Origin of the sequence: Amycolatopsis sp. FBCC-B4732, from assembly GCF_023008405.1 — a bacterium.
Classification (GTDB): Bacteria; Actinomycetota; Actinomycetes; order Mycobacteriales; family Pseudonocardiaceae; genus Amycolatopsis; species Amycolatopsis pretoriensis_A.
This window is the reverse complement of record NZ_CP095376.1, coordinates 6,481,821-6,503,360: the sequence shown is the minus strand read 5'-3', so window position 1 is coordinate 6,503,360 and position 21,540 is coordinate 6,481,821. Positions and strand designations below refer to the sequence as shown.

The following is a 21,540-nucleotide window of genomic DNA, read 5'->3' as shown; positions in this document are numbered from 1 at the left end:
TTGGGATATTCGTTCAGCCTCGGCGACGTCGCCTACCTGCGCTCCGGCGCGGGGACGGCGGCGCTCGCCGAGGTTTCGTCGCTGCCGCTGACCGACCGGATCGCGTCCGTCGCGCAGGTGCGCCGCGTCGTCGGCGAGGAGCACGCGGCCGCCGTCCTGGAAACGGTGCTGCTGCGGCGTAAATCCGTGTCCAAAGTGGACGCTGACGGCTGGCTGTTCACCTCGGACGCGCTCCAGCAGGCGAGCGCCACCCCGGTCGCCCGGCACCGGGCCGCGCGGCTGGCGGGCCTCGATGTCCACGACGTCACGTGCTCGGTGGGTGCCGACCTTGTCGAAATCGCGCGGGTGGCCCGGCGCGCGCTCGGGTCCGATGTGGACCCGGTGCGCCTGGAAATGGCCCGGCACAACGGAACGACGGCCGGTGTCCCGTTCGGACTCGCGCGCGCCGACGCGCTGGCGCCGGTGAGTCGCTCCGGCGTCGTCGTCGCCGACCCCGCCCGCCGCGACTCCGCCGGACGCCGCGCGTGGAAGCCCGCCGACTTCGCCCCGCCGCTCGACGGGCTGGTCGAGGCCTACCCGGGCCGTCCGCTGGCGCTCAAGTGCGCGCCCGGCCTGGACTTCGCGCTGACGCCGTGGGCCGACGAGGTCGAGCTGGTCTCCCTGGACGGCCAGGTCCGCGAGTCCTGCCTCTGGCGCGGACTCGGCGAGGGCGTCACCCGCCGGGCGACCGTGCTGCGCTCGGACGGGACACAGTGGACGGTCACCGACGCCGAACCGGACGAACTGCCCACGCGGGCACCGGGGGAGTGGATCGTCGACCCCGACGGCGCCGTGGTCCGGGCCGGGCTGGTCCGCCACTACGCGGCACGGTACGGGTTGTGGCAGCTGGACGAGCGCATCGCCTACCTCACCGGCGACACCCCGCCGCCGGGCGTGCGGGCGTTCCGGGTGCTGGAACAGGGGCCCTACAGCGAGAAGGCGCTCAAAGCCGTCCTCAAGCGACACGACGTCGGGCGGCTGGAGATCCTGATCCGCGGCCTGGACGTCGACCCGGACGCGTTGCGCCGCCGGCTGAAGCCGCGCGGCGAAGCGGAAGCTTCGGTGGTTTTGACGCGGATCGGCCGCGCGCCGACGGCTTTCGTCTGCCGAGCCGAACGCGTGACGTAGGTTTCCCGGGTCGTTCGCATCTTCGTGGGAGGTTCCCGTGCTCCGGAACTGGTCAGGTCTCGTCAAGCTCGCCGCCGCCGCGGCCATCGGCGCCACCGTCGCTTCGGGAGCCACCGCGCTCGCCGGCTCGGACGACGCGACCGCCGCCCGCGCCAAGGAACCGGCCAACATCGGCCAGGTCAAGAACGACGTCAAGGCGTACTACGGCGACTACCTCGACGCCGCGGGCAAGCACCACTACTCGGACACGAGCCGGTTCGTGAAGGACACCGGCCGGGTCGTCTCCGACGCGAAGCGCTTTCTCCAGCAGCAGCTGGGCCGCGTGAAGAACCCGGCGGTGGTGCTCGACGTCGACGACACCGCCGAGGTCACCTTCGGCTGGGAGGCCGACAACGACTTCGGCTTCGACCCGGTCAAGCAGCAGCAGGCGATCGACAACGGCACGTTCGTCGCCAACCGGCCGGTGCTGGAGCTGGCCAACTGGGCCGCGCAGCACGGCGTCAAGGTGTACTTCCTGACCGGCCGCAACGAGCTGCAGGGCCCGCAGTCGCTGAAGAACCTGGCCGACGAGGGCTACCCGGCCCCGGCCGGCGCGTTCTTCAAGCCGAAGGTGACCGCGCCGGACTACCTGCCGTGCGGGCTGACCTGCACCACCGTCCAGTACAAGTCGGGCACGCGGGCGCACATCGAGGCGACCGGCGCGAAGATCGTGCTGAACGTCGGTGACCAGTTCAGCGACCTCGAAGGCGGCTACGCGCTGCGCCCGGTCAAGCTGCCGAACCCGATGTACTACCTGCCCTGACGCGGAATAACCGCCGGGCCCGGGGTGCTGCTCCTGGTACACGACCTTTTCGAGGAGCGGACATGCCGGAGAAGAAGGTACTGGTCCCGGGCCCGGACCACCCGATCACCGTCGAGCCGACCCGGGCCCGCGTGGTGGTCAAGGCGGGCGGGCGCGTCGTTGCGGACAGCCGCAACGCGCTGACGCTGCAGGAATCCACGTATCCGGCGGCGCAGTACATCCCGCGGGCGGACGTCGATTTCAGCGTGCTGGAGCGGACCGACCACGAGACGTACTGCCCGTACAAGGGCGACAGCAACTACTACAGCCTGAACGTCGGTGACGTGCGGGCCGAGAACGCGATCTGGACGTACGAGAAGCCGTACGACGCGGTCGCGGCGATCAAGGACCACGTGGCGTTCTACCCGAACGTCGTGGACTCCATCGAGCTGGTCGAGGACTGAGCTGGACCTCGACCTGCTTCGCACCTTCCTCGCGGTTCACCGCGCGGGCTCGCTGACCGGTGCGGCACCGTCGCTGGGTTTGTCCCAGCCGACGGTGACCGCGCAGGTCAGAGCCCTGGAGGAAGAGCTCGGGCAGCAGCTGTTCGTCCGCCGGGCCCGGGGCGTGACCCCGACGTCGGCCGCCGACGAGCTGGCCGCCCGCATCACCCCGCACGTGGACGCACTGGCGACGGTGGCGGTCGGCGACGACCCGTTCGCGGCCCCGGTGCACCTGGCCGGACCCGCCGAGCTGACCACCACCCGGGTCCTCCCGGCGCTGACCGGCCTGGTCGCGTCCGGACTTCGCTTGCGCGTGACGTTCGGCCTGGCCGACGACCTCCTCGCGGGTCTCGCGCAACGCCGGTTCGACCTCGTCGTCTCCACGATCCGCCCCCGCCGCCGAGGCCTGGCGGCAACCCCGCTGACCGACGAGGAGTTCGTTCTGGTCGGCCCCCGCGATTTCAAGGGCGACCCGCGCACGGCGCCGCTGGTGGCCTACGCCGAGGACCTCCCGATCATCCGCCGCTACTGGCGGTCGGTGCTGGGCGTCCGCCCACCGCCCGGCCCCGCGGTCGTCGTACCGGACCTGCGCGGCGTCCTGACGTGCGTGCTCGCCGGCTTCGGCGTGAGCGTGCTGCCGCGGTACCTGTGCGCGGAGGAGCTGGCCGCGGGCTCGCTGATCGCGTTGCTCGACCCGGAGGAACCCCCGATCAACACGCTCTTCGCGGTCACGCGCGCCGAGCCCTGCCGAGCAGGGCCCGCGGCGGTGCGCGACGCACTGCTCGCGGACGCCGCCCGCTGGTGACCCAGCCCAGGTAGCCGCCGAAGATCCTGCCGAACAACGGCCTTCTCGGGGAATGCGGAGCTGGACACCGGCGAAACGCGACCGAGGTTGCGGTAACTCCGCAAAATGCTGCCGGCTCATGCGGTCGACGGGTGCGCGTATCGCCGGCTACCGGTGCATGCGGGAGGGAGAGTTCGGGCGCTATGCGACTGTGGGCGAACGGCGGCCGTCGAAAACGCTGCCGCGCCGACGCGCTTCGACTTCAACGGTGCCGTGCGCTGAACCTCGTCTCCGAAGAGGGCTCAGGCCGGGGACGGCGCGCGGCGGCGTCCCCGGCTCCGGCCCAGCCACCACTCGGCCGCCAGCAGCGGGAGCACCCAGCCGGTCCACGTCGTCAGGCCCGCGATCGCCTGGCCCATCGCGAGTTCGCTGCCGCCGAACGTCGTGTCCAGCTGCCCGGGCAGCACCGAAGCCCAGACGATCGCCCACACGCGGTTGCTGATGATCGACATGCACAGCGCGAAGCTGCGGATCATCCACCGGCGGTGGTCGCCGAACCGGCGGGCTCGCGCGCTGCGGTAACCCTGCACCGTGCAGGTGAACCAGAGTGTCGCGAGCAGGACGTTCGACACGGCGCCGACCGGGCCGAACGGGGCCGCGAGCGCGATCGCGAGCCCCGCGATCGACGCCGGGATCGCGCCGGCGAACACGTACACGCGGCCGGTGCGGCGGTGCACCACCGGGTGCTTCTGCCGCAGCCACGGCCAGATCTGCAGCGCGCACGTCACCATCGCGATCGTCGCGAACCCGATGTGCGTCACCAGCACCGGGTAGTACCAGCCGGTCGGCGCCGGGATCCGGGACTCCGCGGGGTTCAGCCCCAGGTACGGCGGCAGCGAGTACACCAGGAACACCGTGACGAGCAGCCCCAGCGGGAACACCCACGGGCGGCGCCACCACGGCGTCGCCCGCTTGGCTCCACCGATGCTCGTCGCGGTCTGAGTCGTGCTCATGGGATCCCCCTGTTTCTTGACGCTGTATCCGCACCGTATGAACAGGGCCAGGAAGCGGCAATCCTTCTTGGGGACATTGGGGGAGTACCCTGAAACCGTTCTAGGTGACGATGGCAAGTGTTCTAGTACGGATCGGGGTGTTCGTGGCCGAGACGGCGCCGTACCTGCGGATCGCGGCCGACCTGCGTCGCCGGATCTCCGCCGGTGAGCTGCGGCCCGGCGACCGCGTCCCGTCGACGCGCACGCTGGTCCGTGAGTGGGGTGTCGCGATGGCGACGGCCGCGAAAGCGCTGTCCGCGCTGGGGGAGCAGGGCTGGGTGCGCGCGGTGCCGGGCAGCGGGACTGTCGTCGCCGACCGGACGCCCGTGAGACCGCCGCTGGGCCGGGACGGCCTGATGCGCGCGGCGATCGCGCTCGCCGACGCCGAGGGGATCGCCGCGCTGTCGATGCGGCGGCTGGCCGCGGAGCTGGACGTCGGGCCGATGGCGCTGTACCGGCACGTGCCCGACAAGGACGAGCTGCTCCGGCTGATGGCCGACGTCGCGCTCGGCGAGGCGGAGCTGCCGGAGCCGGGCCCGGTGCCGTGGCGGCCGCGTCTCGAGCTGGCCGCCCGTTCGCAGTGGCGCGCCTACCGGCGGCACCCGTGGCTCGCGCCGATCCTGCTGAATTCGCTGGTCCGGCCGCCGGTCCTGGCGGCGGGGCTGCGGCTGCTCGACTGGTCGCTGCGCGCGCTGGCCGGCACCGGCCTGCGGCGGCGGGTGAAGCTGCAGGTCGTCATGACGCTCAACGGCTGGGTCGGCGGCCTGGCGGTGAGCAACGCGTTCGAGGTCCAGGCCGAGCACGACACGGGCATCACCGGCGACCAGCGGCTCGCGGCGGACATGACGCTGCTCGCGGACTACCTGGGCTCGGGCCGCTTCCCGGTGCTCGCCGAGGTGATGACCGGCGTCGAGGACGTCGACCTCGACGAGGCGTTCGAGTTCGGGCTGCGCCGCCAGCTCGACGGAATCGCCGTGCTGCTGGGCGAACAGCACGCCTAGAGTGGGCCGGTGCTGATCACCACGGAACGCCTCACGCTGCGCGCGTGGTCCGAAGACTGCTTCGACGGCTTGTTCGCGCTGGCCCAGCTTCCGGAGACGGTCCGGTACGTCGGCACCGGCGAGCCGTGGAGCCACGAGTACACCCTGGGCAAGCACCAGGCGACGCTCGCGCACTGGGCGTCCCACGGCTTCGGCTGGTTCGCGGTGTCGGCGTCCCCGGGTTCGTTCGACGGCGTGGTTTCGCTGGTCCGCCGCAGCGCCGCGGAGTCGGGCTTGGCCGCGCCGGCGGTGGAGATGGGCTGGTGGATCGCCCCCTCGGGCTGGGGCCGGGGTTACGCGACCGAAGCGACGTCGGCGGTGCGGGACAAGGCTTTCGCGGCCGGCTGGGCGGATCGGCTGCTGGCGGTGTACGAACCGGTGAACACGGCGTCGGCCCGGGTGGTGGCGAAGCTGGGGTTCACGCCGCACAGCAAGTTCACCCTGGACGGCCGGGTCGAGCAGCGGGCGGTGCTGGACCGCCCGCGCTGACCCCGGTGCTACGCCGACGCCGGAATCGGCACGTCGCCGATCCACTGCCGCACGGCTTCCGCGAGCCCGGTGTCGTCCGTGCCCGTCGTCACCCAGGCCACGTGCCCGTCCGGCCGCAGGAGCACCGCTCCGATGTCCGAAGTGGACGAAGCCGCGACCACGTCGAGGCCCGGTGCCCAGCCGCCGAAGGCCCCGGCCAGGTCCACCAGCACCGGCCGGCCGGAATGCAGCAACTCCGCCAAGTGCGTCGGTCGGCCCGAGACCGTCAACGCGATGTCCGGTGCCAGCCGCCCGAGCCACGGGTGCCCGCCGTCGGCGTAACGTGCGTCCAGCCCGGTGATGATTTCGGCCAGCGCCCGGTTGCCGTCGGGGTGCGCGGCGACGCGGCGCATCAGGTCCGCCCACGGCTCTCCGGCCGCTTCTTCCAACGCGACCTGGGCCCGGGTGTTGGCCAGAATCCGTTCCCCCGCGGCGTGTCGCTCGGCGTGGTAGGTGTCGAGCAGCCCCTCGGGCGCCGTCCCGCGCACCGTCGCCGCCAGCTTCCAGCCGAGGTTGAACGCGTCGTCCAGCGCCACGTTCACCCCGATCGCGCCCGCCGGCGGGTGGATGTGCGCCGCGTCGCCGGCCAGCAGAACCCGGCCTTCGCGATAGCGCGACGCCAGCCGTGCCGCGTCGCCGAACCGGCTCAGCCAGCGCGGGTTGCGCAGCGGAACGTGCCGCCCGAGCACCGCGTCCACCTGGGCCTGCAACGACTCCAGCGTGACCGGCGTGTCCTTGTCCGCGGGCGGCTCGTCCTCCCGGACGATGATCCGGACGTATCCGGGCCGCGGGATGACGAACACCGTCCGGCCGTCCGGACCGGCGGAAGGTCCGTACGGCAGCTCGCATTCGACGTCGCCGAGCAGCGCGAACCACCGGGCGGCCACGCCGGGGAAGCCGATTCCGGCCTGCTTGCGCACGGTGCTGCGCCCGCCGTCGCAGCCGACCAGGTACCGCGCCCGGACGGGTAGTCCATTGTGGAGTTCGGTCGTCACGCCGGACTCGTCCTGGGTGAAGGAAAGCAGCTCGTGGCCGCGCAGGATCTCGGCGCCGAGTTCGAGCGCCCGCGCTTCCAGGACCTCCTCGACGCGGGTCTGCGGGATGCCCAGCGAGAACGGGTGGTCGGTCGCGGCGCCGTCGAGCAGCAGCGGGCCGGGCAGGCCGGTGACCGGGGCGTGCGGCACCTGGTGGCCTTCGGCGACCAGCCCGTCGGCCAGCCCGCGCCGGGCCAGCAGGTCGAGCGAGCGCGAGTTCAGGTTGAAGCCGCGGCAGTACGGCGGGCGTTGCGGGTGGCGTTCGACGATCGTGGTCCGGACGCCCGCCAGCGCGAGTTCCGCGCCGAGCAGCAGGCCGGCCGGGCCGGCGCCGCCGATGAGGACTTCGGTTTCGAGCACGGGGCTTCCCCTCAGAAGTGGTCGGGCCAGGGCAGCGAGCCGGCGCGGATTTCGGCGGCCGTGGCGCGGGCCCAGTCGAGCTCCGCCTGCCACGCGTGCCGCACGAACTCGACCTCGATCATGAACAGCCGCGGCGCGCCCTTGCCGACCGTGTCGGCCAGCGCGGTGTCGGCGCCCTCGATGCGGTCGGCCAGGTGGCGCGCCCGTTCCTCCAGTGCGTCGGCGGCGCGGTCCGGGCCCAGCGCGCCGAGGTAGCTCACCGCCGCGACGAACTTCGGGTACTCCGCGACCGGCTCGCGGACGAGTTCGTCGAGCCACGCGACGAACTCCTGGCGGCCGAGCTCGGTGTGCGCGTAGACGGTCCGCTCGGGCCGGTTGCCCTCGCGGACCGTCTCGACCGGCTCGATCCAGCGGTGCTTCGCCAGCGACTCCACGGTGTCGTAGAGCGAACCGGGGTTGATCTTGAAACTCGTGTCCTTGTACCGCTCGCGCAGCGTGGACGCCATTTCGTACGGGTGCATCGGGCGTTCCAGCAGCAGGCCGAGCAGCGCGAGGGCGAGGGTGTTGCGGATCTTGCGCGCCACTAGTCGCTCCCTATCAGTCGGAACCGACTATACGGCGTTCGTCAAGCCAGGTTGTCGACGCAAGCCCGCAGCAGCTCGGCCAGCTGGTGTCGCTGATCGGACGGCAGGTCGCCGAGCATCTGGGCTTCGACCTGCGCGACCACCTCTTCGGCGACCCCCATCTGAGTGCGTCCCCGATCGGTCAGCGCCACCGGCCGGGCGCGGCCCGTCGACGCCTGTTCGGCCACGGTCACCAGCCCCGCCGACCGCAGGCCGACCAGGACGTCCCGTAGCGACTGCCGGGTGACGAAGGTGATCCGCGCGAGATCGGCCGACGACGCGCCGGGGTGGTCGTAGAGCGCGCGCAGCACGGCGTACTGCGACATCGACAGGCCCAGCGGCCGCAAGCGGTCGGTGCACACCTGGTGCAACGCCTGCTGGGCGCGTTTCAGCAGGTAACCGGGCCGGTCACCGGTCTGGGGGTGAGTCATGTCAGGGACCTTACACACCCGCCGTTCGTAAGGTGGCGGGGTGACGGGGGAGATGAAGCGCGCCCGCCTGGGGGTCTCGGTCGTGTTCGCGGTCTGCGGCGCCGCGTTCGCGACCTGGCTGGCCCGGGTGCCGGCGGTGCAGGAGCAGCTGGGACTGAGCACGGGGGCGCTCGCGACGGGGCTCTTCGGCCTCGCCTTGGGGTCGGTCGTCGCGCTGGTGGGTGCGGGTGCGCTGCTGACCCGGATCGGCAGCCGCGCGGCCGTCGGGCTGGGCGCGGTCGTGCTGTGCGCGGGGCTGCCGCTGGTCGCGTTCGCCTGGTCGGCGCCGGTGTTCGTCGCGGCGCTCGTCGTGCTCGGCGTCGGCAACAGCCTGCTAGACGTCGCGATGAACGCGCACGCCGCCCGCGTCGAGGAGGGCTACGGGCGTCCGATCTTCGCCGGCTTCCACGCGTTCTGGAACATCGGCGGCCTCGCCGGTTCCGGCGTCGACGCACTGATGGAGGCCGCGCATGTCCCGGTGTCGGTGCACTTCCCGCTCGCCGGCGCGGTGCTGCTCGCGCTCGCGCTGTGGGCCTCCCGCACCCGCTTCCTGGCCGGCGCCGACCGCGGCCAGGGTGAGGCGGCGTTCGCGTGGCCGAGCCGCGCGCTGGTGCCGCTGGGGGTGATCGCGTTCTGCGGGTTCGTCGCCGAAGGCGCGGTCAACAGCTGGAGCGCGGTGTACCTCGCCGACGTCACCGGCGCGGCGCCCGCCTTGGCCTCGCTGGGCTACTTCGCCTTCTCGGCCACGATGATCGCCGTCCGCCTGGTCACCGACCGCGTCGTGGCGCGGACGGGGCCGGTCCGGTTCGTCCGCGTGGCGGCCGCGGTCGCGGTGCTCGGGTTCGCGGTGGTCCTCGCCGTGCCGTGGCCGGTCGCGGGCGTCTTCGGCTTCGCGGTGGTGGGGCTCGGCGTGGCGGGGATCGTGCCGATCGCGTGGAGCGCGGCGAGCCGCAAGCAGGCGGACGCGCCGGGCCGCGCGGTCGCCGCGGTCGCGGCCTGCGGCTACCTGGGCTTCCTGGTGGAGCCGGTGCTGGTGGGCGCACTGGCGACCCGCGTCGGCCTGCACTGGGCGCTGTCGTCGGCGGTCGTGGTCACGTTCGGGATCGTCTTCCTCGCCCCGTCGTTGCGGGTCCGGTCACACCAGCCGCTCGCGCAGTAGCCGCCGGACGGCTTTGCGGTCGCCGCTCGCCTCCACGAGACCGCCCGCGATCGCGGCGTCGAGGTCCGACGGATTCTCGAGCAGTGCGTTGAGCGTCGGCGGATCGGTGCGGATCGTGGCGTCCGGCGCTTCGGGCGCGCCGGGCTCGACCGTGAGCCGGCCCGGCTCGGTGCGGACCGTCCACACGCGAGCGTCGAGTTCGACGCGGTAGCAGGCAGCGCGGCGGGGACGCGCGCCACCGCGGAGGAACAGCAGCACGGACGTCGTGCCGAGGTGCGCGTCCGGCGGCCGCGGAAGACCGCCGCCCCAAGCCCCGAGAGCGAGCACGACGGGCTCCAGCTCGCGACCCCAGCCGGTGAGCTCGTAGACGGTGGACCCGGCCGGCGGCGGCAGTTTCCGCCGCGCGACGACGCCGTGAGCTTCGAGTTCCCGCAGCCGGTCGGTGACGAGGTTGGAGCTGGCACCCGGCAGCGCGCGCCGGACGTCGGAAAACCGTTGCGGCCCGAAGAGAAGCTCGCGAACGACGAGCAGCGCCCACCGTTCCCCGACGACGTCCAGCGCGCGGGCGATCGTGCAGGCGTCCCCATAGCTCCGGCTCGTCGGCATGCTTTCAAACTACAACTCTGAGGTTGTTTTTAACAACTATCGCGGCGTACGGTGCCGGTATGAGCCGACCTGTCGTGCACTTCGAGATCATCGGAACCGACCCGGCAACCCTGCGCGGGTACTACGGCGAGCTGTTCGGCTGGGAATTCGACACCTCGGCCCCGGTGTCCGCCGAGGTATCGGAACCCGGCTACGGCTTCGTGGAATCCGGAACCATCCCGGGCGGCGTCGGCGGCGGCGCGGGGTACGAAAGCCACGTGGTGTTCTACGTGGGCGTCCCGGATGTCGCGGCGGCACTGGCGGAAGCCGAGCGCCTCGGCGGCACCCGCCGCCTGGGCCCGGCCCGCGCGCCGGGCCGCGACCTGGTGGTCGCCCAGTTCACCGACCCGCAGGGCAACTTGGTGGGCTTGGCCGGCCCGGCTTGAGCTTCAAAGCCCAGCCGCAGGGTGGGTGACGTCCATGCCTGGCTACCCCCACCGAATCCCGTTGTCGGCGGGGCTGACGCATCGTGGCCGCCTGGGCTGACCGTGCCCGGCGCTCAGAGCGCGAGCATCGCCGCGGCCACCTCGTCGGCAGCCGCGTCCGGGATCGCGATCGCGGCCTCCTCGAGCACCAGCAACCGCGCGTCGGGAATCTCGCGCGCGAGCGCCTCGCCGTTGCCGACCGGGAAGAACCGGTCGTGCCGTCCGTGCACCACGAGCGTCGGCACCGCGAGCCCCGGCAGCCGCTCCCGCCAGCGCGGCGTGCAGTCCAGCCGGGAGAACACCATGCCCAGCTGGTTGGCCGCCTGGACGGCAGCCGCCGTCCCCGGCGTCCGGTCGAAGATCCGCTCGGCGGTCGCCCGCGCGACACCGGGGTCGTCGCCGAGCACTGCCGCCCCGGCGGCGGCGAACTCCGCCACCGCCGCACGGTCGGACCAGTCGGGCATCGGAAGCGCGAACCGCCGCTTCATCGTCGGCCCGTCGTGGTCGGGAAGATCGTCGTCGACCGGGCCCGGCGCGACCGGCCGCGTCCCGATGAGAGTCAGCGCCGAGAACGCGTCCGGGTGGTCGAGCGCGGCGACCTGGGCGACCATCCCGCCGACGCCGAAGCCCGCCAGGTGCGCAGGCCGTCCGTCGAGCCCACGGGCGAGCGCGGCGGCGTCCGCGGCCAGGTCACGCAGCGTGTACGCCGGTGCTTCGGGATCGGCAGTGGTCGACCCGCCCGAGTCACGCAGGTCGTAGCGGACGACATGGCGTCCACCCCGAGCGAGCGCCTCGCACAGCGCGTCGGGCCAGGACAACATCGTCGTGCCGCCCGCGAGCAGCACGAGGGGCGCCGCCGCGTCGCCGAAGTGCTCGACCCCGAGCGTGACGCCCTCGGGAGTCCGGAACGACTGCATCGCCACCACCCGTCAGGCCGTCGGGCGGCCGGCTCCCGCGTAGTCGTCGCCGTCCTTGCGGTACGAGTGGACCTGGACCGCCTGGCCCGTCTGCGGGGCGTCGATCATCTGCTGGTTGCCGATGTAGAGCCCGACGTGGTGGATCTTCGTCGCCGGCTCGCCGTAGAAGATCAGGTCGCCCAGCTGCGGGTCGGTCACGTGCGGCACGCTGCGGAACTGCGTGTCGGCCGTGCGCATCAGCTTGACCCCCGCGCTCGCGTACGCCGCCGTCGTCAGGCCCGAGCAGTCGAAGCCCGGGTCGTTGCCGCCGGTGCCGTTGCCGCCCCAGATGTAGGGGAGGCCGATCTTGTCGATGGCGAAGTTCACCGCGCTCAGCACCGCCGCGTTCGGCGCCGACGCGCCCTGGCCGACCGTGCCGTAGACGTTGACCGTGGCCAGCGTGCGGTGCAGGAACAGCGGCGCCGCCTGCAGCGTGCTGACCGAGTCCCACCACACCTGGCCCTGGGACAGGTCGTGGCCGTCGGCGCAGAGCGCGCGCCCGGTGGTCAACGCGGCGTCGTCGATGTTCTGGACATCGGGCTTCCCGCCCGCGTAGCTCGCCTGGTACTTGCCCCAGATCGACGGCGCCAGCTGCAGCGGCCCGGCGGCGTTCGCCGTCGAGACGACCTTGTTGTAGAAGTCGCGCACCTCGATGGTGCCGAGCGCCTTGTCCAGCACGCCGGTGGTGCCGAACTGCCCGCCCTGCGCCCGGCCGTGGTCCGTGGTCACTTTTCCGACCGCGGCCAGCGTCACCCAGGACAGGTGGCAGCCGGGGACGTCCTTGGCGAGCTTCGTCGTCGCCTTCGCGTAGCCGACCATCGCGCGCAGCGGGATGTCGAGCCATTGGCTGGTCTTGGACGCCCACGCGTCGAACTCGCTCGCCTCCGGCACCTTCGGCGGCGCGGACGTCCGCGGCGGCGTGGTCGTTTTCACGACAGACGGCGGGGGCGTGACCGTCGCGGCCGCGTTCGTCGTCTCCTGCTGCTTCGGCGCGAACTGCACGCCGACCACCAGCGCGGCGGCGACCACGACCACCGCGGCGACCACGACCGCGGTCTTCCGGCGACGGGGCTCGGGCGTCTCCTCGGGCACGATCTCGGGCTCGTCGCTCACCGCGCGGCCCCGGTCAGCCGGTCGAGGACGAAGCCGCGCAGGCCGTCGAGGTCGGTGTCCACCGCGACCTCGATCGGGCGGCCGGGGGAGAACTGCGGGTCGTCTTCGCCGAGCCGCCGCCGGTCGACGAGGGTCTGTCCGCGCGCCGGGCCGAGCCCGCAGTCGACGTCGACGCGGTAGGTCTCGGTGCGCAGGATCCCCCGCGAGATCGCTTCGGCGACCGCGACGGCGTCGTGCATGACCATCCGGTCCTCGCCGAACACGCGCGTGTAGTGCTGCCGGTAGGTCGAGGTGAGGCCTTCGAGGGTGGCGCCGACCGGGCCCGACGCCGCGAGCTTCGCCAGCCATTCGGCGTCGACGGCGCAGCGGTGGGTCAGGTCGAGCGGGACCAGCACCACCGGCACGTCCTCCTCGACGAGCACCCGCCGCGCCGATTCCGGGTCGCTCCAGATGTTGAACTCGGCGGCGGTCGTGCTGTTGCCGAACGTCACCCCGCCGCCCATGATCACCAGCCGCGCGATCTTCGCCGCCGCGCCCGGGTGGGCCGCGAGCAGCGCGGCGATGTTCGTCAGCGGCCCGATCGGGGCGATGGTCACCGGCTCGCCGGCGGCTTCGAGCAGGTCGAGCATCAGGCTGACGGCGTCGCGCTCTTCGAGCGGACGGCTCGCCTCGGGCAGCGTGTAGGAGTGGCCCGACAGGCCGTCGCCGCCGTGGACTTCCTTCGCGTCGCGCGGCTTGGAGTACACGAGCGGGCGCGCCGACCCGGCGGCCACGGGCACGTCCGCGCGGCCGAACAGCTCCAGCAGCCGGCGCGCGTTCGACGTCGTGCGGTCCAGGGGGACGTTGCCGAACACCGACGTCACGCCCAGCAGGTCGACGTCCGGTGACAGCGCCGCCAGCGCGATCGCCAGCGCGTCGTCGACGCCCGGGTCGGTGTCGATGATCAGCTTCGTGCCCATCCACGCTCCCCTTGCCTGTGAACCCGTCCCGTACACAGGTTACGGTCACGGGCATGACGTCGATGTGGGGTGCACCCGCGCTGTCGCGGGTGCGGGCCTGGCGCCGCGCCCGGCAGGACCCGCGGCAGGCGAAGTTCCTGACCGCCGACTCGCTGCGCTGGGTGCTGCGCAACCGCGCGTACACGCCTTGGTACCTCGTCCGGTACTACCGGCTGCTCAAGTTCCGGGTCGCCAACCCGCACATCATCCTGCGCGGGATGCTCTTCCTCGGGAAGAACGTCGAGATCCACTGCCGCCCCGGCTACGGGCGCCTGGAGATCGGACGCTGGGTCCACATCGGCGACGGCAACGCCATCCGCTGCCACGAGGGTTCGCTGCGGATCGGCGACAAGTCGGTGTTCGGCCGCCAGAACGTCATCAACTGCTACCTCGACATCGAGCTCGGCGCGGCCACGCTGGTCGCCGACTGGGTGTACATCTGTGACTTCGACCACGTCATCTCGGACATCCACGTCCCGATCAAGGACCAGGGCATCGTGAAGTCGCCGGTGCGCATCGGCCCGGACACGTGGCTCGGCACGAAGGTCAGCGTCCTGAAGGGCACCCGCATCGGCCGCGGCAGCGTCTTGGGCGCGCACGCGGTCGTCCGCGGCGACATCCCGGACTACTCGATCGCGGTCGGCGCGCCGGCGCGTGTGGTGCGTAACCGCGAAGAGGACTACACGGCCGACGCGGCTCGTCGTGAGGCCGTCGCCGACATGGCGCGGAAGGCGAACAAGGCCCTGCAGAAGACTCTCGAGCAGTAGATCTACTCAAGCGGGTTCGTCGCTTTTCCGGACAGACTGGTCCGGTGGGAGAGATCCGGACCGCGTGGGCCACGGTCGTGCTGGCGTTGTGTGCCGTGGGGCTGCTGCTCGTCGTCCCGTTCCTGGTGCTGCTGGGCTTCCTGGCGAGCATCCCGGTGTTCGGCGAGGCGGGCCACGGCGCCGGCGGCTACCTGACCTGGGCGGCGGTGCTCGGCGCCGGGCTGCCGCTCGTGGGCGTGGTCGTGTCCGCGACCACGCGCCGCCGCGGCTGGACGTGGTTCTTCGGCATCTGCCTGACCGTGGCGGCAGCGGTCGCGGTGCTCGCCTGGGCCGACGACGTCCGGCACGCCCCGCCGCCACCGCCGGGACCGCGCCACTGCGTCGAGCGCAGCGGCGGCGGCAACGACTGCCCGGGCGGCTGAGTCACTCCTCGAACGTCATCTCCGGCGGCGGCCGCCGGAAGCCGCGGGTGATCGCGGCCAGGACGACGATGCCGATCGCCAGCCAGACCAGGCCGAAGACCAGCGCGATGCCGTCGAGGTTGACCAGTAGCCACAAATCGACCACGGCGCCGATCACCGGGAAGACCACCCAGGTCAGCACGCGTTTCCCGGCGCGGTCGCGCAGCCACGTCGCCAGCACGCTGACGTTGACGAACGTGAACGCGGTGAACGCGCCGAAGTTGATGAACGACGTCGACGTGCTGACGTCCAGCGACAGCGCGACCAGCCCGACCAGTCCGGTGAGGACGATCCCGAACACCGGCGTCGCGAACCGCGGCTGCAGCTTCCCGAAGACCCGCGGCAGCACGCCGTCCCGCCCCATGGCGAACATCAGCCGCGACGCGCTCGCCTGCGCGGCGATGCCGGAGGCGAACTGGGCCACGACGAGTCCGGCGAGGAAGAACGACGCGAACAGGTTGCCGCCGATGGTCGTCGCGATTTCGAACGCGGCGGACGACTCGTCGGTGAACGTGCTGCCCGGGTGCGCGAGCTGGGTGAAGTAGGCCAGCACGATGAAGATGCCGCCGCCGATCAGCGCGGTCAGCAGGATGGCCCGCGGAATCGTCTTGCGCGGCTCGGTGGTCTCTTCGGTCAACGTCGTCACGGCGTCGAACCCGAGGAACGAGTACGTCGCGAGCGCGGCGCCGCCGGAGATCGTGCCCAGCGTGGCGCCGGGGTGGAAGAACGGCTGCGTGCTCGCGAGCGAGCCGTCGACGTGCAGGACCTGTTTGACCGAAAGAACGACGAAGAACCCGATCACCAGCAGCTGGAAGGCCATGAGGACGAAGTTGGCCTTCTCCGCGATCTGGATGCCCAGGACGTTGAGGATGGTCGTCAACGCGATAAATGTGATCAACCAGAGCCAATTCGGCACCGAGGGGAACTCGGCGGAGAGGTAGGCGCCGCCGATCAGCCAGATCACCATCGGCAGGAAGAAGTAGTCGAGCAGCACCGCCCACCCGACCAGGAAGCCGGCGCGCGCGTCGACCGATTTCCGGACATAGGTGTAGGCGGACCCGGCGACCGGGTGCGTGGCGGCCATCTTCCCGTAGCTCGCGGCCGTGAACAGCATGGCGACCAGCGCCAGCAGGTACGCGGAGGGGACGGTGCCCTCGGTCGTCGTCGCGACGATCCCGAAGGTGCCGAGCACGATCAGCGGCGCCATGTAGGCGAGCCCGAACAGGACGACACCGGGCAGCCCGAGCCGGCGCTGCAGCGCGGCGGGGGCCGCGGCCGTGGAGGTCATCGGTCGTCTCCTTCTCGTGGGCGCCAGCGGTCCGGCTCGATCCGGCCCCGGTAGAGCGGCAGGTCCAGGGGCGCGTCGTCCGGCGTGAACTGCGCCCACACGCGGTTGGTGCCCGCGGTGCCTTCCCGGCGAACGCGCGCCACCTCGTCGAGGTCGATCGTGTGGGCGAGGACGCCGTGGTCGTTTCCCGGCAACGCGGCGAGGACGTCCCCTTCGGGCCCGACGAGCAGGCTCTCGCCCATCCCGATCGGGCCGGCCGTGTTCACGCTGGCGACGAAGACCTGGTTGACGATGGCGTTCGCCCGGGCCAGCACGAGCTCCTGCGCGCGATCCCGGGTCGTCGTCTGCACCGGGTTGAGCACGACCTCGGCGCCCATCCAGGCGAGGTGCCGGGTCACTTCGGGGAACCAGGCGTCGTAGCAGATGGAGAACCCGACGCGGCCGGCGTCGGCCAGATCGGCGACGACGAACCGGTCGCCGGGGTCGTACGGCTCGTACGGCCGCCACGGGAAGACCTTGCGGTACCAGCCGGCCAGCTCGCCTCGCGGGGAGAAGACGAGGGCGGTGTTGAAGAGCTCGCCGTGGTCACCTTTTTCGCAAACGGTGCCCGGCGCGAGCCAGATCCCCAGGTCACCAGCCAGTTCGGCGAGCTCTTGGGTTCGTCGTCCCCGCAGCGGCTCGGCGGCGGCCCGCAGCTGGGCCGTGCGGTCGTCGCCCTCGCCGTCGACGCCGCAGAGGTGCAGCTCGGGGAAAGCGGCCAGGCGCGTGTCCGGAAATCGGCGAACGACGTCCTCGACCTCACCGGCGAACCCGGCGCCCCCGGCCGGCCGGGGCGGCGCTTGCACCAGGGCGATCGGCAGTGGTCGCGGCATGGACGAAAAATAGTCCATCTTGAACAGTTAAACAAGAGTGCTCAAGATGAGCAGTTTGTGCGGTACGGTCGTTTCATGGCGACGGCAGACCTGAGCGCCCCCGCGCTGACCGGAATCCGGCGGCTGTCCGCCCTCGACACGGTCCGCGCCCGGATCGCCCTCGCCGTAGAACTCGGCTTGCTGAAGCCGGGGGAGCGGTTGCCGCCGAACGGCGAAATCGCGCGAGCCCTCGGGGTCGCGGAGATCACCGTCCGCCGGGCCCTGGAGTCCCTGGCCGAGGACGGCCTGATCGAACGCCGCCGCGGCCGAGCCGGCGGAACGCTGGTCGCCGAGCACCCACCGGCGTCCCGGGTGAGCGAGGTCGGCGCCTACCGCGAGTCGGCGGGCGAGGTCCGGGAGCTGATCGACCACCGCCTGGTGCTGGAGTCGGGCCTGGTCCAATTCGCGGCGAAACGCCCGCCGGACCTGGTGCGCCTCCGTGCGTTGGTCGCCCGGATGGACACGGTGCCGGACTGGGCGGAGTTCCACGAGCTGGACGCGGAGTTCCACCGAACGGTGGCCGCCCCCGGCCCGGCCGCGGCGGTCGTTCAGTACGAGACGGTGCTGGCGGAGCTGTACCGCTTTTACCTGCCGTACCCGATGGAGAAGCTGCGCGAGTCGAACCGCGAGCACGCGAGCCTGGTGAAGGCCCTTTCGGCGGGCGACCCGAACGCGGCGGCCCGAGTGACGAGGAAGCACGTGGGCGGCCTCCACCGCACGATGTTCGTCGGCCTCGGCTGACCTGCGGCCGTCGCCACGAATCGACCACGGCTTCGGTGCCACGCGGCTTGGTCGAATTCCGCCCACGGCCCGGCTGCCCGCCGGAGGGATCCGGCGGCGGCTCCGCTTCGCGCTGGACGATGGTCAGGAATCGTCCACGACCCGGCTGTGCCCCGGCTCGGTCGAAATTCGCCCACGGCCGGGTGGTGTTCCCGGCCGGGTCGAGTCGGCTGTGCCTCCGGCCCGGTCGGACTTCGCCGGTTGGGCCGGCCCGCGCGAGCCGTGGTCGGAATTCGCCCACTCCCCGGCTGTACTCCGGGACGGCGGAATTCGCCCACGACGCTGCCCGCGCGAGCCCTGGTCGTAAATTGACCACCGCTCTCATCCCGGCCGTTCGGCGGGCAGCATCGGCTGATCGGCCGATCTCCCCACCGCCCCCGGCCCGGCAGCCTGAGCCGCATGTCGATCACCCGGTTCGCCGTCCCGCTGCTCGCCGCCGTGGCGCTGCTTCCCGTCGTGCCCGCGGTCGCCGCCGCCGACGGGGTCTCCTGGCAGCCCTGTGCCGCCGTCGCGAAAGGCTGGGATCCCGAGGACCACCGGACCGAGTGCGCGCTCGTGCCGGTTCCGCTCGACTACGCCGATCCCGGTGGTCCGGAAATCGACATCGCCGTCAGCCGGATCCGGGCGACCGGGGTGCGGACCGGGGCCGTGCTGCTGAACCCCGGGGGCCCCGGGCAGTCCGGGCTCGACATGCCGCGCAGCATCGCCGACAGCCACGCCGGGGGCATCGGCGTGCACCACGATCTCGTCGGGTTCGATCCCCGCGGGGTCGGCTACAGCGCCGACGTGCCGTGTTCCGTCGACGTCCAGGAGCCGGACCAGGGCGTCCCCGACAAGGCGAAGGCCCGCGAAGCCGCGGAGCGGGCGGCCCGGGCCAACTGGCGCTGCGTCGCCGCGCACCCGGAGTTCGTCCGGAACCTGACCACGCCCACCATCGCCCGGGACCTCGACCGGATCCGCGTCGCGCTGGGCGACGACAAGATCGGCTACTACGGCGTCTCGTGGGGCACCGCGCTCGGCGCGCAGTACCGGACGCTCTTCGACGAGCACGTCGACAAGATGCTGCTCGACTCCGTCATGGCGCCCGACCTGAACGTCACCGCCATGGACGACGGTCAGGCGACCGCGGGCGAGAACACCTTCCACGACTTCGCCTCCTGGATCGCCAGGTACGACGCCGTTTACCGATTCGGGACCACGGAGCCGGCCGTCGCGAAAGCGCTGCTCGACCTGCGGGCCGAACTCACCGCGCACCCGCGTGGGGACGTGAACGGCGCGACGGTCAACGGCATGCTCGCCAACCCGCGCCGCGAATGGGCGGGGCTGGCGCGGCAGCTCGCCCAGATCCGCGACGGCGGCACGACTTCACCCGAAAGTGCGAAACAGCCCGGGCAGCTCGGCTGGGACGGCGAACCGCACGCCTTCAACCACTTCCAGCAGACCGCGCTGCTCTGCAACGAGTCGCCGAGCCCGCGGGACTTCGAGACCGTCTGGCAGCACCGGCTCGAGCGGATGAAGCGGCTGCCGGTCGCGGGCGGCTACGGCCTCTACGAACAGCTCTGCGTCGGCTGGCCCCTGCCCGCGCGGCCGTGGGCGCTCGCCGCCGGCCGGAGCCCGCTGCAGCTCGTCGGCCACGCCTACGAGCCCGTCACGCCGATCGGCTGGGCGCTCGCGATGGAGCAGCGGGTCGGCGGTGCGCTCATGACCGTCGAGGGCGACGCCCACGGCTCCCTGAGCTCGCTGACCTGCGCCACCGCCGCTGTCACTTTTTTCGACACGGGCAAGACGACGTCGGAGTCGTGCCCCGGCGCGCCGATCCCGGCCCCGTGACTCAGATGCGGGCGCGCAGCTGCTCGCGGACCTCCATCAGCGCGAAGCCGAGCAGGTTCAGCCCGCGCCAGTAGTCCGGCTTGGTCGCGTTCTTCTCCTCGCGGGCCAGCCCCGAACCCCACACGAGGTCCTTCTTCGACGCCTCGACGATGACCGCGTCGCCGGTGCCGAGCAGGAAGCGCCGCAGGTCCCGGTGTTGCCGGAACTTGGCCAGGTTGCCGTCGACGGCGATGTCGAACCGGTGGCGCTCCCAGACCGCGGAGTCGAAGTCGGCGACCTCGCGGCCGAGCACCTTCGCCGTCTTCGGGTCGGGCGCCGAGCGGATCAGCGCCGCCTTCTCGTGGTCGCCGAACAGCTCGGCCTTGCCGGCCATCATGTAGTGCTCGGCGGTCGGGTAGACGACGCCGTTGTCCTCGAACGGGTCGAGCCACCACTGGCTCAGGCAGCTCGCGGTCACCCGCCCGGACGTCGAGGGCGCGTGCCCGTAGAACAGCAGGTATTCGGGCTCCGCACCCTCGTGGACCTTTTCTCGCAACGCCTCGACACTGCGGATCCCGTCGACCTTCACCATCCGCCTAGTGGACCACAACCCTCACAGCAGGAAGTGGAACAGGGGGCTGCCCGGCTCGATCCGCTCCACCTGAAGCGGGCTCGCGGCCATCCGTGCCAGCAGTCCGGGCAGGTCGGACGGCCGGGCGATCTCGACGCCGACCAGCGCCGGGCCCAGCTCGCGGTTGGTGCGCTTGACGTACTCGAAGCGCGTGATGTCGTCCTCCGGCCCGAGGACCTGCTCGAGGAACCGCCGCAGCGCGCCCGGCTCCTGCGGGAAGCCGACCAGGAAGTAGTGCTTCAGCCCTTCGTGCATCAGTGAGCGTTCGAGGATCTCGCCGTAGCGGCTGACGTCGTTGTTGCCGCCGGAGACCACGACGACGACGGTCTGCCCCGGTTCCACCTGGACGACCGAGCCGAGCGAAGCGGCGGCCAGCGCGCCCGCGGGCTCGGCAATGATGCCGTCGGACTGGTACATCGCGAGCATCTCGGTGCAGATGGCGCCCTCGGCGACCGCGGTCAGCTCGGCGCCGCTGTCGCGGATCAGCGGGTAGGTGACCGCGCCGGCTTCGCGCACCGCGGCGCCGTCGACGAACGAGTCGAGCTCCGGCAGCCGCACCGGGTGGCCGGCCGCCAGCGCCGCCGCCATGCACGCCGCGCCCGCCGGTTCGACGCCGACGACCCGGACGTCCGGGTGCCGTTCGCGCAGCCAGCTGCCGACGCCGGCGAGCAGCCCGCCGCCGCCGACCGGGACGACCACGACGTCGGGGACGAAGCCGAGCTGCTCGATCACCTCGGACGCGACCGTGCCCTGGCCGGCGACCGTGCGGATGTCGTCGAACGCCGGCACCAGCGTGGCGCCGGTGCGCTGGGCGTCTTCGTTGGCCGCGGCGAAGGCGTCTTCGTACGTTTCGCCGACGACGATGACCTCGATGTGCGCGCCGCCGAGCGTCGCGATGCGTTCGCGCTTCTGCCGCGGCGTCGTGCCCGGGACGTAGACGCGGCCGTTCGCGCCGAGCCGGCGGCACGCGTACGCGACGCCCTGGGCGTGGTTGCCGGCGCTCGCGCAGACGACCCCGAGGGCGCGGGTCGCTTCGTCGAGCTGGACGATGAAGTTGTAGGCGCCGCGGATCTTGTAAGACCGGACGGTCTGCAGGTCCTCGCGCTTCACCCAGACCTGGGCGTCCACCCGGGACGACAGCCGCGCGCTCGGTTCCAGCGGCGTCCGGGTCACCACCCCGGCCAGCCGCTCGGCGGCCTTCTCGATGGTCGCCGCGGTCACCGTGTCGATGTCGTGCACCCCGCTGAATCTACGA

Annotated in this window: 24 protein-coding genes; 12 read left to right on the top strand and 12 right to left on the bottom strand. The window is 72.1% G+C overall.

What is annotated here, in order from left to right:
• The 4 genes from MUY14_RS28435 (at position 1) to MUY14_RS28420 (ending at position 3,256) form a co-directional block, all read left to right on the top strand.
• Positions 1-1,167, top strand: coding sequence for a THUMP-like domain-containing protein (locus tag MUY14_RS28435; protein WP_247013656.1), 1,167 nt, complete (start codon positions 1-3; stop codon positions 1,165-1,167).
• Positions 1,168-1,204: 37 nt separating this feature from the next.
• A complete protein-coding gene (locus MUY14_RS28430; RefSeq protein WP_247013655.1) occupies positions 1,205-1,969 on the top strand; it encodes an HAD family acid phosphatase in 765 nt (254 codons plus the stop codon).
• A 62-nt stretch (positions 1,970-2,031) separates the two neighbouring features.
• Positions 2,032-2,412 (top strand): DUF427 domain-containing protein, encoded by a 381-nt coding sequence (locus MUY14_RS28425; RefSeq protein WP_247013653.1) that lies wholly within the window; start codon positions 2,032-2,034, stop codon positions 2,410-2,412.
• Between the two features lies 1 nt (position 2,413).
• Positions 2,414-3,256, top strand: a complete 843-nt coding sequence (locus tag MUY14_RS28420) for a LysR family transcriptional regulator (protein WP_247025275.1) — start codon at positions 2,414-2,416, stop codon at positions 3,254-3,256.
• Between the two features lie 281 nt (positions 3,257-3,537).
• Here the strand turns inward: MUY14_RS28420 and MUY14_RS28415 are convergent, their stop codons facing one another.
• Entirely contained in the window at positions 3,538-4,248 is a 711-nt protein-coding gene (locus tag MUY14_RS28415) for a DUF2306 domain-containing protein (protein ID WP_247013651.1), read from the bottom strand.
• A gap of 110 nt (positions 4,249-4,358) precedes the next feature.
• Here MUY14_RS28415 and MUY14_RS28410 point away from each other — a divergent pair, with 110 nt between their 5' ends.
• Positions 4,359-5,288, top strand: coding sequence for a TetR/AcrR family transcriptional regulator C-terminal domain-containing protein (locus tag MUY14_RS28410; RefSeq protein ID WP_247025273.1), 930 nt, complete (start codon positions 4,359-4,361; stop codon positions 5,286-5,288).
• Positions 5,289-5,297: 9 nt separating this feature from the next.
• Complete coding sequence (locus tag MUY14_RS28405) at positions 5,298-5,816, top strand: GNAT family N-acetyltransferase (RefSeq protein ID WP_247013649.1); 519 nt, start codon at positions 5,298-5,300, stop codon at positions 5,814-5,816.
• Between the two features lie 8 nt (positions 5,817-5,824).
• Here the strand turns inward: MUY14_RS28405 and MUY14_RS28400 are convergent, their stop codons facing one another.
• From MUY14_RS28400 to MUY14_RS28390, 3 genes are read right to left on the bottom strand one after another with little or no spacing between them, the layout of a single operon-like run.
• Positions 5,825-7,249, bottom strand: a complete 1,425-nt coding sequence (locus tag MUY14_RS28400; RefSeq protein ID WP_247013647.1) for an FAD-dependent monooxygenase — start codon at positions 7,247-7,249, stop codon at positions 5,825-5,827.
• A gap of 11 nt (positions 7,250-7,260) precedes the next feature.
• Positions 7,261-7,833, bottom strand: a complete 573-nt coding sequence (locus MUY14_RS28395) for a PadR family transcriptional regulator (RefSeq protein WP_247013645.1) — start codon at positions 7,831-7,833, stop codon at positions 7,261-7,263.
• 41 nt (positions 7,834-7,874) lie between these two features.
• Complete coding sequence (locus tag MUY14_RS28390; RefSeq protein ID WP_247013643.1) at positions 7,875-8,303, bottom strand: MarR family winged helix-turn-helix transcriptional regulator; 429 nt, start codon at positions 8,301-8,303, stop codon at positions 7,875-7,877.
• A gap of 40 nt (positions 8,304-8,343) precedes the next feature.
• On the opposite strand from MUY14_RS28390, the gene MUY14_RS28385 reads away from it, so the two are divergent.
• On the top strand, positions 8,344-9,501 hold the full coding sequence (locus MUY14_RS28385) for an MFS transporter (protein ID WP_247013641.1): 1,158 nt from the start codon (positions 8,344-8,346) through the stop codon (positions 9,499-9,501).
• Here the strand turns inward: MUY14_RS28385 and MUY14_RS28380 are convergent.
• Complete coding sequence (locus tag MUY14_RS28380; RefSeq protein WP_247013639.1) at positions 9,478-10,107, bottom strand: winged helix-turn-helix transcriptional regulator; 630 nt, start codon at positions 10,105-10,107, stop codon at positions 9,478-9,480. The genes MUY14_RS28385 and MUY14_RS28380 overlap by 24 nt on opposite strands.
• Positions 10,108-10,166: 59 nt before the next feature.
• On the opposite strand from MUY14_RS28380, the gene MUY14_RS28375 reads away from it, so the two are divergent.
• Positions 10,167-10,532: a VOC family protein gene (locus tag MUY14_RS28375; protein ID WP_247013637.1), complete on the top strand. Its 366-nt coding sequence runs from the start codon at positions 10,167-10,169 to the stop codon at positions 10,530-10,532.
• Between the two features lie 113 nt (positions 10,533-10,645).
• Here the strand turns inward: MUY14_RS28375 and MUY14_RS28370 are convergent, their stop codons facing one another.
• The 3 genes from MUY14_RS28370 to MUY14_RS28360 are packed head-to-tail and all read right to left on the bottom strand — an operon-like array spanning position 10,646 to position 13,599.
• Positions 10,646-11,488: an alpha/beta fold hydrolase gene (locus MUY14_RS28370; protein ID WP_247013635.1), complete on the bottom strand. Its 843-nt coding sequence runs from the start codon at positions 11,486-11,488 to the stop codon at positions 10,646-10,648.
• Between the two features lie 12 nt (positions 11,489-11,500).
• Entirely contained in the window at positions 11,501-12,619 is a 1,119-nt protein-coding gene (locus MUY14_RS28365; RefSeq protein WP_247025272.1) for a bifunctional lysozyme/C40 family peptidase, read from the bottom strand.
• A gap of 17 nt (positions 12,620-12,636) precedes the next feature.
• Positions 12,637-13,599, bottom strand: a complete 963-nt coding sequence (locus MUY14_RS28360; RefSeq protein WP_247013633.1) for a nucleoside hydrolase — start codon at positions 13,597-13,599, stop codon at positions 12,637-12,639.
• Positions 13,600-13,652: 53 nt separating this feature from the next.
• Between MUY14_RS28360 and MUY14_RS28355 the strand changes: the two genes are divergently transcribed.
• Together MUY14_RS28355 and MUY14_RS28350 are read left to right on the top strand one after the other, a co-directional pair.
• A complete protein-coding gene (locus tag MUY14_RS28355; protein WP_247013631.1) occupies positions 13,653-14,405 on the top strand; it encodes an acyltransferase in 753 nt (250 codons plus the stop codon).
• Positions 14,406-14,449: 44 nt separating this feature from the next.
• The gene (locus tag MUY14_RS28350) at positions 14,450-14,827 is read left to right on the top strand and encodes a hypothetical protein (RefSeq protein WP_247013629.1); all 378 of its coding nucleotides are present in this window, start codon (positions 14,450-14,452) and stop codon (positions 14,825-14,827) included.
• Position 14,828: 1 nt separating this feature from the next.
• Here the strand turns inward: MUY14_RS28350 and MUY14_RS28345 are convergent, their stop codons facing one another.
• Positions 14,829-16,154 carry an APC family permease gene (locus MUY14_RS28345; RefSeq protein ID WP_247013627.1) on the bottom strand — a complete coding sequence of 442 codons (1,326 nt, stop codon included), beginning with the start codon at positions 16,152-16,154 and terminating at the stop codon, positions 14,829-14,831.
• Positions 16,151-17,026, bottom strand: a complete 876-nt coding sequence (locus MUY14_RS28340) for a carbon-nitrogen hydrolase family protein (protein ID WP_247013625.1) — start codon at positions 17,024-17,026, stop codon at positions 16,151-16,153. Before MUY14_RS28340 ends, MUY14_RS28345 begins: the two co-directional genes overlap by 4 nt.
• A gap of 75 nt (positions 17,027-17,101) precedes the next feature.
• Between MUY14_RS28340 and MUY14_RS28335 the strand changes: the two genes are divergently transcribed.
• Both MUY14_RS28335 and MUY14_RS28330 read left to right on the top strand, forming a co-directional pair.
• The gene (locus MUY14_RS28335; protein WP_247013622.1) at positions 17,102-17,806 is read left to right on the top strand and encodes a FadR/GntR family transcriptional regulator; all 705 of its coding nucleotides are present in this window, start codon (positions 17,102-17,104) and stop codon (positions 17,804-17,806) included.
• A gap of 438 nt (positions 17,807-18,244) precedes the next feature.
• Complete coding sequence (locus MUY14_RS28330) at positions 18,245-19,675, top strand: alpha/beta fold hydrolase (protein ID WP_247013620.1); 1,431 nt, start codon at positions 18,245-18,247, stop codon at positions 19,673-19,675.
• Position 19,676: 1 nt separating this feature from the next.
• Here the strand turns inward: MUY14_RS28330 and MUY14_RS28325 are convergent, their stop codons facing one another.
• Together MUY14_RS28325 and ilvA are read right to left on the bottom strand one after the other, a co-directional pair.
• Complete coding sequence (locus MUY14_RS28325; RefSeq protein WP_247013618.1) at positions 19,677-20,246, bottom strand: NADAR family protein; 570 nt, start codon at positions 20,244-20,246, stop codon at positions 19,677-19,679.
• A gap of 21 nt (positions 20,247-20,267) precedes the next feature.
• Positions 20,268-21,524 carry a threonine ammonia-lyase IlvA gene (gene ilvA / locus MUY14_RS28320; RefSeq protein WP_247013616.1) on the bottom strand — a complete coding sequence of 419 codons (1,257 nt, stop codon included), beginning with the start codon at positions 21,522-21,524 and terminating at the stop codon, positions 20,268-20,270.
• Positions 21,525-21,540: the final 16 nt, after the last annotated feature.

Bases quoted from the DNA above. Each gene is read 5' to 3' on its own strand.
- MUY14_RS28370 (WP_247013635.1), bottom strand. From the start codon at position 11,488: ATGCAGTCGTTCCGGACTCCCGAGGGCGTCACGCTCGGGGTCGAGCAC.
- MUY14_RS28345 (WP_247013627.1), bottom strand. From the start codon at position 16,154: ATGACCTCCACGGCCGCGGCCCCCGCCGCGCTGCAGCGCCGGCTCGGG.
- MUY14_RS28325 (WP_247013618.1), bottom strand. From the start codon at position 20,246: ATGGTGAAGGTCGACGGGATCCGCAGTGTCGAGGCGTTGCGAGAAAAG.
- MUY14_RS28410 (WP_247025273.1), top strand. From the start codon at position 4,359: ATGGCAAGTGTTCTAGTACGGATCGGGGTGTTCGTGGCCGAGACGGCG.
- MUY14_RS28380 (WP_247013639.1), bottom strand. From the start codon at position 10,107: ATGCCGACGAGCCGGAGCTATGGGGACGCCTGCACGATCGCCCGCGCG.
- MUY14_RS28340 (WP_247013625.1), bottom strand. From the start codon at position 17,026: ATGCCGCGACCACTGCCGATCGCCCTGGTGCAAGCGCCGCCCCGGCCG.
- MUY14_RS28330 (WP_247013620.1), top strand. From the start codon at position 18,245: ATGTCGATCACCCGGTTCGCCGTCCCGCTGCTCGCCGCCGTGGCGCTG.
- MUY14_RS28390 (WP_247013643.1), bottom strand. From the start codon at position 8,303: ATGACTCACCCCCAGACCGGTGACCGGCCCGGTTACCTGCTGAAACGC.
- MUY14_RS28375 (WP_247013637.1), top strand. From the start codon at position 10,167: ATGAGCCGACCTGTCGTGCACTTCGAGATCATCGGAACCGACCCGGCA.
- MUY14_RS28335 (WP_247013622.1), top strand. From the start codon at position 17,102: ATGGCGACGGCAGACCTGAGCGCCCCCGCGCTGACCGGAATCCGGCGG.
- MUY14_RS28425 (WP_247013653.1), top strand. From the start codon at position 2,032: ATGCCGGAGAAGAAGGTACTGGTCCCGGGCCCGGACCACCCGATCACC.
- MUY14_RS28415 (WP_247013651.1), bottom strand. From the start codon at position 4,248: ATGAGCACGACTCAGACCGCGACGAGCATCGGTGGAGCCAAGCGGGCG.
- MUY14_RS28355 (WP_247013631.1), top strand. From the start codon at position 13,653: ATGACGTCGATGTGGGGTGCACCCGCGCTGTCGCGGGTGCGGGCCTGG.
- MUY14_RS28360 (WP_247013633.1), bottom strand. From the start codon at position 13,599: ATGGGCACGAAGCTGATCATCGACACCGACCCGGGCGTCGACGACGCG.